Raw genomic sequence first — 13,666 nt, forward strand, 5'->3', positions numbered from 1 at the left:
TTCTTTGAAAATTAATTTTCGTTCTTATGGTTAACCAATATTGAATAAATCTCATCTTTTAATTTTAACTTTTCTTTTTTCTTAGATTCAATTTCAAACTGATCAGCATGCGATTTCTCAAGTTTTGTAATTGCATCATCTAAAGCATTATGCTCTTCAAAAAGTTTATGGAAATGCCCATCTTTTTGTTTTAATTCTGTGATTAGATCTCTATATTCGTGAAACATTTTACATCCTATTAATTTAATTTAACTAAATAATTTTACTCTTTATCTACTTAATATTTTGTAAACTCTAAATTAACTTCTAAAATCTGCGTTTATTTTCACATCTTCGTATGTACATAAAGTGAGCTTACTCACTTTATAAAAATCTAATTTAACTTCTGTAGTCAGCATTTATTTTCACATACTCATAACCTAAGTCACAACCGTATGCTGTAAATTTACCATCGCCTAAACCAATATCACAAACAATTTTATATTGAGCTTTTTTAAGTACCTCACCTGCTTGTGCTTCAGTATCGGCATCAAAACAAATTTCACCTTTATTAAATACAACCACATCATTATAAGAAATAACTAATTTTTCATCATCACAATCAATTCTTGAAGCACCAATAGTTGAAGCTATTCTTCCAAAGTTTGGATCTTCACCAAAAAGTGCAGTTTTTACTAATAATGAGTTTGATAATGCTTTTGCTGCAATCATAGCTTGTTCATTTGAAACTGCATTTATTACTTCAAATGCAGCTACTTTCTTAGCACCTTCACCATCAGCTACCATTAACATAGCCATATCATACATTACTAATCTTAGAACTTCAGCAAAAGCTTCTTTATCATATGCATTTGAATTTCCATTTGATAACACCATTACCGTATCATTTGTTGAAGTATCACCATCAACTGAAATTGCATTAAAAGTTGTTTCACTATTTGTTTTTAAAGCTTCCATAATATCACCATAAGGAGCAGCTGCATCTGTACAAATAAAACAAAGCATAGTTGCTAGATTTGGATTTATCATTCCAGCACCTTTTGCAACAGCACCTATTTTAAATGAGCTTCCATCTTCAAGTTTTACTTCATACATACAAGATTTAGCATAAGCATCAGTTGTCATAATAGCTTTGCTTAGGTTCTCACCACTTTTTGCACTTAAGTTAAATCTTTTTGCACCTGCAACTAATTTTTCCATAGGTAATCTATTTCCAATTACGCCCGTTGAACTCATTATTGGATTTACCAATTTTAAAGAGCCAAAATCAAGTTTCGAAAATAAAGTATCAATATCAGAGATACCTTTTCTTCCTGTTAATGCATTTGCATTTTTAGAATTGATTAAAACAAAATTTGTTTTAAAACCTTCTTCGTATTGTAAAAAATGCTTTAAAGGAGCTGCTTGGAATCTATTTTCTGTAAATATAGCTGCAACAGTACAAGGTTTATCACTATAAATAAATCCTAAATCATTATTTCCATTTGGTTTAAGCCCAGCATGAATTCCATCACAATAAAATCCATCTATTTGATCAAAATAACCCTTAATTGGTAAAATAGTAAACATTTTTATATATCCTCTGGTTGTGTAGTTAAATTTATAATTTTTTTAGCTCTTGCAATACCTTTTTGAGATCCTACTAACAATAATTTACAATTTGCATTTATTGACATTGATCCCTTTGGCATTTGAATAAACTTGCCTTTTTCTTCTGTAATCCCAATAATAGATACTTTTAGTCTATCTCTTAAATGTAAATCTTTTATTTCTCTATTAACTGTCCATGAATGCTCACTAACAAATACTTCTTCCATATCAATAGGAGTATCTCTTTTATATAAAAATTCATCTAGAACATTTTCCATATCAGGTCTTATAGCCATTGCACTTACTCTTTTTGCCATAAGGGATGGAGTTGCAACAACCTTATCAGCCCCAAGTTTCATAAGTCTAATTTTTTCATTTTGTGTTTCTGCATTTGAAATAATTAAAAAAGGACTTCTTCCTAACTCTTTTTCATAAAGTCTTACAGACGCAATTAAAGTAATATTATCTGAAATATTTTTTGATAAAGATATGGCACCTTTTGCAGAAGATAAATGAGATTTCAAAAAAGCTGTTTCTTTATATGGCTCATCTCTCACATAATAAGGATAGTTATTCTCTTTTGCAATTGCTTCTATATCATCACTTGGATCAACAACAACAAATGGAATATGATTTTCTCTGAATTGTTTAGCTAATTGTGCTGTATATTCATTATGATAAAAAATTACAAAATGTCTTCTTAGTCTTGCTATTTTATAAAGCATTTTTCTTTCCTTTAGTAATTCACGCAAAGGTCCATTTGAAATAACATCAATTACAATACCAACTGCAAAAATTAAACTTGCAAACCCTGCTAACATCAACCATACAGTAAATACTATTGTTTCATTTTTAAAATTTGATTCATTTAATGCCCCAAATCCTGTGTTAGTAAATGTATATGCAGATTGAAAGATTGCATGCATTATGGTGTAGTCTTCAAGATAAACATATCCTAAAGTTCCTATCATCATAACCAACTGAATTAATATTAAGGGTAACCTTAAAGGTTTAAGTTGCGAGTATATTAGTGGATTTAAATCGTATTGAGGTTTGACTGTTCTTATTTCCCAGCCGATGGCCCTCTTTAGCCTAGTAAAGATGCTCATGAAAGCACTTTTCTAGCGCCTTCTTATGAGTGTTTTTTAAGAGTTCTTAACTCTTTTGCAGAAACTTTTAATTTAGTTGTAGTTCCATCTTCTAATGTAACTCTAACTGTTCTAATATTTGGCAAAAATCTTCTTTTAGTTCTATTTTTTGCATGACTTACGTTGTTTCCAGACATAGGTCCTTTTCCTGAAATTGCACATCTTCTTGACATTTGTCTTCCTTCTATAGTGAAAAATATTTGCGTATTCTACCTTAATTTTCTTAAGTTAAATTTAAATATTGTCCATTATTGTATTAAATTTCGTTAAATTATTTTCTAAGCTAAACTCAGATGCTAGTTTTCTATTCTCTTTTTTTATTAATTTAAGATCATCTTTTCCTTTTAAAATAGCATCTAATTTGAAGCTCATACTAGCATCTGTAGGAGAATCCATAGAAGCAAATACATCAACAATCTCTTTTGCGTCATTATCAATGCTTACAAATACTGCACATCTACAATACATTGCTTTTATAATATTTGCTGCAAATGTTTTGTTGTATGTTGGTAAAATAAATATATCTGAAGCCAAAAATAAATCATTCATATTTTTATAATCTTCAAGTAAAATTATCTTATCTTGAAGTTTTTGATATTTTGGTATTTGAAATTGCAATGCTCTTATTTGCTGTTTGTCTCCTGCAACTATAGCTTTAAAATCTTCATAAGAAATTGAAGAACAAATTTCCAGAAACTCTTTCACACCTGAAGTTTTAAAGTTTTTTGCTGTAAATAAAATAATCTTATTTTTAACATCAATTTCTAATTCTTCACAAAGTTTATGTTTAACATCTTTATTTTTTTTATATTCAATATCAACACTTGGGTAAATTACTTTTATTTTTTCATGGGAAATTTTAGTTTTTGCTATAACTTCGTTCATTAACGCAAAGCAATTTACAATTGTCATTTTTGCATTTAAAATATTTTCAATTGAATTCTCATCCAAATTACCACTATGAAAATATACATCCGCATACTTTTTCTTAGAAAAAAGTTTCATTATAAAATTTGTATCTTTAAGAATTTCAATATTATCCTGCATTGAAATTTTATCAATTAGAATGTTGTTTGTTTTGTATGATATTTTTATTTTCTGATTCATATTTCTCTTAATCTTAATTTTCATTATTATACTTAAAAGTGCTTTATGATATTATTTAAAGATTTATAGGTAAAAGGATCTATTATTTTAAGCTTACAAAAAAAAATTATATTTCTTGATAGAGATGGTGTAATAAACCATGACCATGGTTATGTAAGTGATATCTCAAAATTTGAATTCATTAATGGTGTTTTTCAAGCTTGCAATCACTTTACTAAACTTGGATATGAAATAATTGTAATTACTAATCAATCAGGAATAGGAAGAAAATATTTTAGTGAAAATGATTTTTTAAATCTTACAAAATGGATGAGTGAAGAGTTTAAAAATAATGGAATAAATATTTTAAAAGTATATTATTGTCCTCATTCACCTAATGAAAATTGTAACTGCAGAAAACCAGAAATTGGAATGATTACTCAAGCTTGCAATGATTTTGATATTGATCTAAATAAATCTTGGCTAATTGGAGATAAAATTTCTGATATTCAAACTGCTCTTAAAGCAAATATAAAAAATAACATCTTAATAAAAAGTTCATACAACGAAAAAAAAGATGAAAAAATTGCTTCATTTACTGCTAATAGCTTATTTGATACAATAAATATAATTAAAAAATAAGGTTAATAATGACTTACAACGATATAGATTTTAATAATAAAACTATTTTAATAACAGGTGGAGCTGGCTTTATTGGTTCTAATTTAGCATTTTATTTCCAAAACAATTTTCCAATGGCTAAAGTTGTAGTTCTTGATTGTTTTAGAAATAGTGAAACTTTTTCAAATGGAAATTTAAAGAGTTTTGGTCATTTTAAAAACTTATTGGGCTTTAAAGGAGTTGTAATAAGTGGAGATATTACTGACAAAAAGCTATTAAAAAACTTAGAATTAAACTATAAGTTTGATTATATCTTTCATCAAGCTGCAATTTCAGATACTACTGTTAGTGAGCAAGATTTAATGATAAGAACAAATGTTAATGCATATGAAGATTTATTAAAAATTGCTATTAATCATAAAGCAAATATGATTTATGCAAGTAGTGCTGCAACTTATGGAGATAGTAATAAATTTGAAATTGGATATGAGCAACCAAATAACGCATATGGTTTTTCAAAAGTAATGATGGATAATATAACTTATGAGTATTTAAAACAAGATTTAGATATTTCAATTGTTGGATTAAAATACTTTAATGTTTATGGTCCAAAAGAGTTTTACAAAAATAAAACAGCCTCAATGATTGTTCAATTTGGACATCAACTTTTAAAAGGTTTGACTCCAAAATTATTTGAAGGAAGTGATAAGATATTAAGAGACTTTATCTATATCGAAGATGTTATACAAGCAAATATAAAAGCATGTAATCCTAAAAAATCAGGTGTTTATAATGTAGGAACAGGAAAAGCTAGAAGTTTCGAAGATATTGTAAATATTTTACAAAAAGAATTAGAAATCAATAATGGTAAAGAATATATTCCAAATCCATTTGTTGGATCTTACCAATTTTTCACACAAGCAAATATTGAATCTACAAAAGAAAATTTAGGATATGAACCAAGACATGAGATGGAAGATGGAATAAAAGCTTATCTTCCTGAAATAAAAAGATTATACAATGAAGAAGTAAAATAATGATTATTTTTAAAAATAAAAGTCCTAGAATATTAGTTATTGGTGATTTAATGATTGATCATTACTTATGGGGAAAATGTGAAAGAATTTCACCTGAAGCTCCTGTTCAAATAGTGAATGTACAAAAAGAAAGTTCTGTACTAGGTGGAGCGGGAAATGTAATCAATAATCTTTGTGCACTTGGTTCTAGAGTTGATGTAATAAGTGTCCTAGGTGATGACTATGTTGCAAATGAACTTAAAGCTTTATTAGAAGATATCAAAGTTCAATCAGATATGCTAATCATTGAGAAAAATAGAAAAACGTCTAAAAAAAGCCGTTTGATAGCTTCTCAACAACAAGTTTTAAGATATGATAATGAAACTATTGAAGATATTTTGAATTCTAGTGAAAAAGAGATAATTAGTAAATTAAGTGCAAATATTTTGAATTATGATGTCATTATACTTTCAGATTATGGGAAAGGTGTCTTAACAACAAAATTAACACAAGAGATTATTTCTATTTCAAATAAAAATAAAGTAAAAGTTTTTGTTGATCCAAAAGGTAAAGATTATAGTAAATACAAAGGTGCATATACACTTACTCCAAATAAAAAAGAAGCAATAGAAGCAACTGATATTGATATAAAAGATAATGAAAGTTTAGAAAAGGCAATCAAAAAACTAAAAGAATTTTGTAATTTAGAAGTTTCACTTATTACTCTAAGCGAAAGTGGAATTGCAATTTTTGATGATAATCTAAGAATCAAACCAACGGTTGCCAGAGAAGTTTATGATGTAACAGGAGCTGGTGACACTGTAATTGCCTCTATTGCTTTTGCTATTGCAAACCATATGAAAATAGATGATGCAATACAATTTGCAAATCTAGCAGCTGGAGTTGTTGTAGGAAAAATTGGAAGTGCAACTGCTTCACTTGATGAAATATATGAATATGAATCAAGCTTAAATAAATCAAACTCTTCTTCTCATATAAAATCTTTTGAAGAGATCAAAGTTTTAGCTAAAAAACTTCGAGATAAAGGGAAAAAGATTATATTTACAAATGGATGTTTTGACATTTTACACGCTGGTCATGTTAAATATCTTGAAGAGGCTAAAAGTTATGGAGATATTTTAATTTTAGGATTAAATGCCGATACTTCTGTAAAAAAACTAAAAGGTCCAACAAGACCTATTAATAATCAAGATGATAGAGCATATATTTTAGCCTCTTTAGAATCTGTTGATTATGTAGTAATTTTTGAAGAAGAAACTCCTTATGAATTAATAAAATTAATTCAGCCACATATTTTAGTAAAAGGTGGTGATTACGAAGGTAAAGATGTTGTTGGTCAAGATATTGCTCAAGAATTAAGGCTTGTTAAATTTGTTGATGGAAAAAGCACAACTAAAATAATCCAAAGGATTCAAAATAATGAAACAAACAATTAAAAATGAATTTTTATCTCACTTAGAAGTTATAAATCTAACGATTGAAACTATGCAAGAAAAACTAGAACTTGCTTCTTTATTAGTAGTTGAGACACTAAAAAATGGCAATAAAATTCTTTTATGTGGAAATGGTGGAAGCGCAGCAGATGCACAGCATATTGCAGCAGAACTAACAGGAAGATACAAAACTGAAAGAAGAGGATTACCAGGAATTGCACTTACAACGGATACCAGTGCTTTAACAGCTATTGGAAATGACTACGGATATGATAGAGTTTTTGATAGACAAGTAGATGCACTTGCAAATAAAGGTGATTTAATAATTGGTATTAGCACTAGTGGAAATAGTAAAAATATTGTTTCAGCTTTAAAACTTGGACGTGAGTTAGGTTGTAAAACCTTAGGATTAAGTGGAAGAGATGGAGGAGCGATGAATGAAGTTTGTGATATAAATCTAATTGTTCCATCAAATGATACTCCAAGAATACAAGAAATGCATATATTATTTGGGCATACTATTTGTCAGATCGTAGATAATGAATTAAGCTAAAACATATGAAAATACTTATAATTAGATATAGTGGTTTGGGAGATATTGTAATGCTATTACAAACATTAGAAAAAGTTAAAATTAAATATAATACATCAAATATAACACTACTTACTGACTCTGCTAATAAAGATATTATTCATTTGACTAATGGTTTAATTAACAATATTATCCCTTTAAATAGAAAATGCTTTAAAGAAAAAAGAATTATAGCTTCTTTAAAAGAGGTCTATTATTTATTTAAAAATATAAGAAAAAGATTTGATATGTGTATTAATTTTCAGAATTTTGGTGAAACTGCAGCACTTAGCTATTTTGTAAATGCAAAAATTAAATTAGGAGCGCAAAGATTGTTCAAAAATCTGTAACAAACAAGTAAAACAAAATACCAAAGGACACAGATTTTTAAACAGCCTTAAGATTTTCTATATATTTTAAGAATAACAAATTTCTTCAACTTTTTATCATCAGTATTTTTTTATGTCTTATTTGGTGTAGACAAATCATATTCTAATTATTTTATAGTTTTTATTATAATTTTGATTATCTAAATAATCTTTTGAAACTTCAAAAAATTATGAGAAAAGCCTCATCAATTACTACAAATTTAATATTTTTATAAGTTTATTTTACTATTGACTCTAAACATTTTAAAATATTTTTTTTATGGTTACATATGGCAACACCTATTGTAATTAGGTTATCATTCATAAATACAATTCCTTTATAATATAAAATTCTATTTAATTTTTTAGTTTTATTTTATCAATATTAGAAACAATCAATATAATTGCTAATATAGGCCCAATATGATTCCCACTCCAAATTGACCAAGAAGATAATGAAGATAAAAAAATCGAACATAAAGTTGCAAATATTGTTGCTTTATGGATAGAACTAATATTTCTTGTTTTTATATAAAAGAATTTAATCAAATATGATATAAATATTAAAAAAGAAAATGCTCCAATCAAACCTGAATCAAGAAGTAATTCTAACCATATATTATGAGAATGTTTAACTTCTTCATTTGAATCTTTATGCTTAATAATTATGTAATTATCTGTACTACTTTTAATTCCATGACCTGTTAAAATTGCTGTTTTAAATCTATCAAAACTCTCTTCGTAAACAGTAAATCTACCAGACATTCTATCTCCCTTAGAAGAAAATGTTGATTGAAAACTTTTTACACGTTCTTGTATTTGAGGAGAAATTTCAAAAGCTAAAAATGATGCAATAAAAAGAGATACTATAAAAAAAAGAAATTCTTTATTAAATATATTACCTTTATTTTTTATCAAAAGAAACAAACTTAAAGATACTATAGTAGCTAACATAGCAGTTCTTGAAGTTGATGCTAAAATACCAATAAAAGAAATTATTATAAACATAAGTTTTAATTTTGATGGTTTTAAATAATATAAAAAAATACTTAAAGGAATAATTGCCGAAGTAAATATTTCAATAAGATGAAAACCATTAGCAACTTTTGCCTTAACTTCACCCAATGTTTTTATATAAGCTAAAGCATTAACATCAAAATATATACTTATTATTGTTATTATTTCCATGCAAATTGAGGAAAAGAATAAAATATATAGAGCAAAAATAAGATTCTTTTGTTTATTTATTGAATAAGAGTATAAATATAATCCAGAGATTAAAACAGAAATAGAAGAAAAGAAAAATGATCCATATTTACTAATAGATAATCCTACATTTGTAGAAAAAGGTACTGTAATAGCTACAAAAGCAGTAAATATTATAAAAGTTTTAAAGAATCCATCTTTAAATACTTTTAATTCTTTATTTCTATAAATTAAATAAAGAATGGAACATAAAATAATAAATAATGTGCTATTGTAGATACCTCTACCAATATATGTAAAAAGTATTAAAAATGGAAATAATATGGAAACTACTACTTCAACATTAATATTCTTTATAAAACTATCTTCTTTTATCATCTACTTCCTTTATTTAACTATCAAATTAATGATTTGATTAACAGTAATTGATGCCATACATTCCATATTTGTAGGACACTTTGTTTTATAACAAGGATGACATTTTATATCTTCACTTGGCTTTAGGTATTCATGAATTCCAGTATATGGCATAAATTTAACGCAATGTTTTATATCAGTTGAACCAAATATTGTAATTGTGTTTGTTCCAACTCCAGCAGCTATATGCGATGGTCCACTGTCATTTCCTATATATAAATCAACTTCTGCTAGTAAATTTTTTAATTGGGTTAAATTAGTTTTATTTACAAAAGAGGTAACTTCATTATTCTGAAAATTTTTCAATATAAATTCAGATTCTTCAAGTTCTAACTCACTACCAATTAAAACTATTTGATAATTGTTTTTTACTAATTCTTTTATTAAATTAAGATAATTATTAACTCCCCATTTTTTACTAAGCCATCTTTCACTTGTTCCTGTTGAAATTGCAATAACTCTATTATCACTATTTTTTTCAAATAAATTTGATTTACTGGTAGGTAATTTTATAAAACCATTGTCTTTTTCAAAATATTCATCAACAATTCTTTCATCAAACCCTGTTAATTTAATCATTTCCGAAGCAGATTTTGAATGCACTTTAATATCAAATATTTTTTGAAATAGATTAAAAGATTTGTTTATTACTTTCTTCTTTGAAATTGCAAGATTCAAAAAATGAGACGGTCTATTACACTGTAAATTTATTACTAAATCAAAATCTTTATTTTTAACTAAAGATAAAGTTTGAAAGAATTTATTATGTATAATAAATTCATCAAAATAACCACTATCAGAAAATAAACCTTTACCAATTCCTGATGTTAAAAATGTAATTTCACTATCTTTAAAAAAAGCTCTAAAAGCTCTAAAAGTTGGCTCTAAAGTTACTAAATCACCTAATGAAGTAAATCGTATAATTAAGATTTTTTTCATTATTTATCACCACTAATAATTAGATTCTTCCACTCATACTCTTCACTATAAGTTTCTTGAAAAATTGTTTCTATCATAAATTTTGTCACTCTTGTTGAATTATATGAATTATGAGCTTTTTGCCATCCATTTTTAGCTATTTCTTTTCGTTCTTCATCATTATTTATATAGTAAGAAATCTTTTTTAAGCACTCTTTTTCATCATTAAAGAATACTATTTCATCTTTATTAAATAAGATTTCAATATCAGGAATATTTTTTGAAATAACCATAGAACCGTTTGCCATTAGTTGAATCAATCTATCAGAAGAGTACAAAGAAGTCTCATGGTCACGACTTAAATTTAGAGAAATTTTACTTTTAAAGATAGTTTCTAAAAATTTATTTCCTAATAAAACTGTCTCTTTTGTATTTCCAAAAATATCAAATTTAATATCTTTTAAAGAGTTTTTTAAATTTGTTATAAAACTCTCTCTTTCTTTATCTAATCTTCCTGCAAAAAAAAGCTCTCTATCAAAATCTTCTTCCTCAAATGCTTTATATACTTCAATTGAACTATCACACATATTTGGAAGATAAGAGATCTTTAAATCTTTATTTTCAAAATTTATTTCTGGAAAATCTTTTATTCCAGTTGTAGTAAATAAAACATCAATATATTTTATTTTAGATTTAATTGAAGACAGATTTTTTAACCAATCAACCCACCACATAGCTATTTTAATATTTGGATATTTTTTTCTAATCAAAGATAAAACTTCACCATCAATAAGTTCTGTATGACCTAAAAGAATTAAGTCAGGTTGTATATTATTAATCGAAGCAAATAAAGATTTAATCATTTTATTTATTCCAATTTTTTTAAAACCAAATACTCTATATACTTTTGAAATATCTCTATAACTAAAATCACAAACTAAATGGCCGTTTCTAATTAATCCATTAGAAATTTTCTTATCCATTGAATAAAAAACTGCATCTTTTTTTAAAAGTGAAAAATTTGCAACATGTAAAATTTTCATACTATTTCACATCCCTAATAAAATTTACAATCCTATCACAAGCCTTGCCATCACCATAAGGATTATGAGCTTTTGACATAGTGTTGTATTCAGATTCATCATCTAAAAGCTTTTGAGCTTCTTCTATGATAGCTTGAGGATTTGTTCCTACTAATTTTACAGTTCCAGCATCTACTGCTTCTGGTCGCTCTGTTGTATCTCTCATTACAAGTACTGGTTTTCCTAGAGATGGCGCTTCTTCTTGTACTCCACCTGAGTCTGTTATTATAAAATATGATTTATTCATCATATAGATAAAGCTTTCATATTGAAGTGGATTTATTAGATATACATTTGGAGTATTTGAAAGTATTTCATTTACTGGTTTTTGTACATTTGGATTTAAGTGTACTGGATATACTATATCTATATCAGGATTATTAGTAGCAAGAGTTTTTAGAGCTTCACAAATATTTATAAATCCTTGTCCAAAGTTTTCTCTTCTATGACCAGTTACTAGAATGATTTTTTTATCATCTTGTAGTTTGTATTCACTATTTATATTAGCAATAATTTTATTTTTTAATTCACTACTATTTTCTATTTTATCTAATGCTAAAAATAGTGCATCTATAACTGTATTACCAGTTACTATAATATTTTTAGGATCTTTATTTTCTTTTAAAAGATTATTTTGGCTAGTTGTAGTTGGAGCGAAATGATAGTTAGCTAATACACCAGTTATTTGTCTATTTGCTTCTTCAGGCCATGGACTATACATATCACCAGTTCTAAGACCTGCTTCAACATGTCCTACTTTTATTTTATTATAAAAAGCTGCTAATGAAGATGCACTTGTAGTTGTAGTATCACCATGAACTAAAACAACATCAGGATTAAAGTCATTTAAAACATCTTTTAAACCTAAAAGAACATTTGAAGTAACATCAAAAAGATCTTGTCCAGGTTTCATAATATTCAAATCATAATCAGGAATAATATCAAACATATCAAGAACTTGATCTAACATTTCTCTATGTTGTGCTGTTACACAAACTTTTGAAATAATACTTTCATCTTTTTCAAATGCTTTTACTAATGGTGCCATTTTTATGGCTTCTGGTCGTGTTCCGAATACTAGTAAGACTTTTTTTCTCATAAAACTGCCTTATATTCGTTTAAAGTCTCTTTTGCAATTTCAATCCAATCAAAATGAATATTTACCATCTCTTTTGATTTATCTCCCATTTGATCAATATCGTTATCAAGAAGTTTATCAATTTTTAGGGCTAAATCTTGAGGATTCTCTTTTTCACATAAAAAACCATTTTCACCATCTTTAATAATAACTGGAATTCCACCAACATTTGTTCCAACTAAAGGTAAAGAAGCAGCCATTGCCTCAAGTCCACTAATACTTGTAGCTTCCATTAATGAGGGTAATATTGATAAATCAGCAGCACTATAATAATCTATGATTTCATCATGCTTTTTTGAACCTAATAAAATATACCTATTTTTAAAGTTTTTTTCTAAAACTGATTTAACTTCCTCAAATTGTTCACCATCACCTATAAACAAAAGTTTTAAATCTTGATTTTTTATATATTTTGTTGCAAGAGCTAAAAAGTTAACTCCATTTTTCCAAACCATTCTTCTTGTAACAATACCTAGTTTTTCATTATCTTTTATTCCAAGTTCATCTCTTAATTTTTTTCGAACTTCAATATTTCTTGTAAATTTATCAGAAATAACACCATTTGAAATAAATACTTTTTTTGCATTAAACTCAAAAGGAACATCTAAAAGTTCTTCACTTGGAGCTAAGAAAAGTTTTGGTTTATTAAATAATCTTTTTAATAGTGAAATTCTATATCCACCTTTTTTTATTCTTTTTAAATATCCTGAAGTATGATTTGTATAAACTAATGGGATATCTTTAATATTATAAAATTCTAAAGGTCTCATACCGTGAATATGGATAATATCAAATTTTTCTTTTTTGATTAATTTTTTTAAGAAATTATTTATTTGTAAACCATAAGAAAATCCAATAAATTTAAGTTTAAATCTATGAATATCAACACCATCAACAGTTTCAAAGGCTTTTTGACTATCATCAACAAATTTTGTTGCAACACTTACTTTACATCCAATATTTTTTAACGCTTGTGACAACTCATAAACGTGGGCTGTTATTCCTCCAACTGTTGGTGGATAATCAAGACTTACCATTAATATATTCAAAT

General features: G+C 26.5%; 15 protein-coding genes. 5 read left to right on the top strand and 10 right to left on the bottom strand.

All coding sequences use genetic code 11. From position 1 onward, the window contains the following. Window positions 1-11: 11 nt before the first annotated feature. The 5 genes from ABVS04_RS10360 to ABVS04_RS10380 form a co-directional block, all read right to left on the bottom strand. Window positions 12-227, bottom strand: a complete 216-nt coding sequence (locus ABVS04_RS10360; protein ID WP_368030659.1) for a YdcH family protein — start codon at window positions 225-227, stop codon at window positions 12-14. A gap of 151 nt (window positions 228-378) precedes the next feature. Beyond that, window positions 379-1,569, bottom strand: a complete 1,191-nt coding sequence (argJ, locus tag ABVS04_RS10365; RefSeq protein ID WP_368030660.1) for a bifunctional glutamate N-acetyltransferase/amino-acid acetyltransferase ArgJ — start codon at window positions 1,567-1,569, stop codon at window positions 379-381. Window positions 1,570-1,571: 2 nt separating this feature from the next. Then, entirely contained in the window at window positions 1,572-2,699 is a 1,128-nt protein-coding gene (locus ABVS04_RS10370) for a TrkA family potassium uptake protein (protein ID WP_368030661.1), read from the bottom strand. 23 nt (window positions 2,700-2,722) lie between these two features. Beyond that, window positions 2,723-2,911 carry a 50S ribosomal protein L28 gene (gene rpmB / locus ABVS04_RS10375; protein ID WP_128360241.1) on the bottom strand — a complete coding sequence of 63 codons (189 nt, stop codon included), beginning with the start codon at window positions 2,909-2,911 and terminating at the stop codon, window positions 2,723-2,725. Between the two features lie 61 nt (window positions 2,912-2,972). Continuing rightward, window positions 2,973-3,845, bottom strand: coding sequence for a glycosyltransferase (locus tag ABVS04_RS10380; protein ID WP_368030662.1), 873 nt, complete (start codon window positions 3,843-3,845; stop codon window positions 2,973-2,975). A 108-nt stretch (window positions 3,846-3,953) separates the two neighbouring features. Between ABVS04_RS10380 and gmhB the strand changes: the two genes are divergently transcribed. From gmhB to ABVS04_RS10405, 5 genes are read left to right on the top strand one after another with little or no spacing between them, the layout of a single operon-like run. Then, a complete protein-coding gene (gene gmhB / locus ABVS04_RS10385) occupies window positions 3,954-4,466 on the top strand; it encodes a D-glycero-beta-D-manno-heptose 1,7-bisphosphate 7-phosphatase (RefSeq protein ID WP_368030737.1) in 513 nt (170 codons plus the stop codon). A gap of 8 nt (window positions 4,467-4,474) precedes the next feature. After that, complete coding sequence (gene rfaD / locus ABVS04_RS10390) at window positions 4,475-5,482, top strand: ADP-glyceromanno-heptose 6-epimerase (RefSeq protein WP_368030663.1); 1,008 nt, start codon at window positions 4,475-4,477, stop codon at window positions 5,480-5,482. After that, window positions 5,482-6,918: a D-glycero-beta-D-manno-heptose-7-phosphate kinase gene (gene rfaE1, locus ABVS04_RS10395; RefSeq protein ID WP_368030664.1), complete on the top strand. Its 1,437-nt coding sequence runs from the start codon at window positions 5,482-5,484 to the stop codon at window positions 6,916-6,918. The genes rfaD and rfaE1 overlap by 1 nt, the downstream gene beginning before the upstream one ends. Then, window positions 6,902-7,468, top strand: a complete 567-nt coding sequence (gmhA, locus tag ABVS04_RS10400; RefSeq protein ID WP_368030665.1) for a D-sedoheptulose 7-phosphate isomerase — start codon at window positions 6,902-6,904, stop codon at window positions 7,466-7,468. The genes rfaE1 and gmhA overlap by 17 nt, the downstream gene beginning before the upstream one ends. Window positions 7,469-7,473: 5 nt before the next feature. Next, window positions 7,474-7,836, top strand: coding sequence for a glycosyltransferase family 9 protein (locus ABVS04_RS10405; protein ID WP_368030667.1), 363 nt, complete (start codon window positions 7,474-7,476; stop codon window positions 7,834-7,836). A 375-nt stretch (window positions 7,837-8,211) separates the two neighbouring features. Here the strand turns inward: ABVS04_RS10405 and ABVS04_RS10410 are convergent, their stop codons facing one another. The 5 genes from ABVS04_RS10410 to ABVS04_RS10430 are packed head-to-tail and all read right to left on the bottom strand — an operon-like array spanning window position 8,212 to window position 13,664. After that, window positions 8,212-9,438, bottom strand: a complete 1,227-nt coding sequence (locus ABVS04_RS10410) for an O-antigen ligase family protein (protein WP_368030669.1) — start codon at window positions 9,436-9,438, stop codon at window positions 8,212-8,214. A gap of 9 nt (window positions 9,439-9,447) precedes the next feature. After that, on the bottom strand, window positions 9,448-10,416 hold the full coding sequence (locus tag ABVS04_RS10415) for a glycosyltransferase family 9 protein (protein WP_368030671.1): 969 nt from the start codon (window positions 10,414-10,416) through the stop codon (window positions 9,448-9,450). Further along, complete coding sequence (locus ABVS04_RS10420; protein WP_368030673.1) at window positions 10,416-11,438, bottom strand: glycosyltransferase; 1,023 nt, start codon at window positions 11,436-11,438, stop codon at window positions 10,416-10,418. Before ABVS04_RS10420 ends, ABVS04_RS10415 begins: the two co-directional genes overlap by 1 nt. A gap of 1 nt (window position 11,439) precedes the next feature. Further along, window positions 11,440-12,576 (bottom strand): non-hydrolyzing UDP-N-acetylglucosamine 2-epimerase, encoded by a 1,137-nt coding sequence (wecB, locus tag ABVS04_RS10425; RefSeq protein WP_368030675.1) that lies wholly within the window; start codon window positions 12,574-12,576, stop codon window positions 11,440-11,442. Next, window positions 12,573-13,664, bottom strand: coding sequence for a glycosyltransferase family 4 protein (locus ABVS04_RS10430; protein WP_368030677.1), 1,092 nt, complete (start codon window positions 13,662-13,664; stop codon window positions 12,573-12,575). The genes wecB and ABVS04_RS10430 overlap by 4 nt, the downstream gene beginning before the upstream one ends. Window positions 13,665-13,666: the final 2 nt, after the last annotated feature.

This window comes from Arcobacter sp. s6 (assembly GCF_040884245.1).
Classification (GTDB): Bacteria; Campylobacterota; Campylobacteria; order Campylobacterales; family Arcobacteraceae; genus Aliarcobacter.

Coding starts and splice junctions, on each gene's coding strand:
- ABVS04_RS10360 (WP_368030659.1), bottom strand. CDS start 227: ATGTTTCACGAATATAGAGATCTAATCACAGAATTAAAACAAAAAGAT.
- argJ (WP_368030660.1), bottom strand. CDS start 1,569: ATGTTTACTATTTTACCAATTAAGGGTTATTTTGATCAAATAGATGGA.
- ABVS04_RS10370 (WP_368030661.1), bottom strand. CDS start 2,699: ATGAGCATCTTTACTAGGCTAAAGAGGGCCATCGGCTGGGAAATAAGA.
- rpmB (WP_128360241.1), bottom strand. CDS start 2,911: ATGTCAAGAAGATGTGCAATTTCAGGAAAAGGACCTATGTCTGGAAAC.
- ABVS04_RS10380 (WP_368030662.1), bottom strand. CDS start 3,845: ATGAATCAGAAAATAAAAATATCATACAAAACAAACAACATTCTAATT.
- rfaD (WP_368030663.1), top strand. CDS start 4,475: ATGACTTACAACGATATAGATTTTAATAATAAAACTATTTTAATAACA.
- rfaE1 (WP_368030664.1), top strand. CDS start 5,482: ATGATTATTTTTAAAAATAAAAGTCCTAGAATATTAGTTATTGGTGAT.
- gmhA (WP_368030665.1), top strand. CDS start 6,902: ATGAAACAAACAATTAAAAATGAATTTTTATCTCACTTAGAAGTTATA.
- ABVS04_RS10405 (WP_368030667.1), top strand. CDS start 7,474: ATGAAAATACTTATAATTAGATATAGTGGTTTGGGAGATATTGTAATG.
- ABVS04_RS10410 (WP_368030669.1), bottom strand. CDS start 9,438: ATGATAAAAGAAGATAGTTTTATAAAGAATATTAATGTTGAAGTAGTA.
- ABVS04_RS10415 (WP_368030671.1), bottom strand. CDS start 10,416: ATGAAAAAAATCTTAATTATACGATTTACTTCATTAGGTGATTTAGTA.
- ABVS04_RS10420 (WP_368030673.1), bottom strand. CDS start 11,438: ATGAAAATTTTACATGTTGCAAATTTTTCACTTTTAAAAAAAGATGCA.
- wecB (WP_368030675.1), bottom strand. CDS start 12,576: ATGAGAAAAAAAGTCTTACTAGTATTCGGAACACGACCAGAAGCCATA.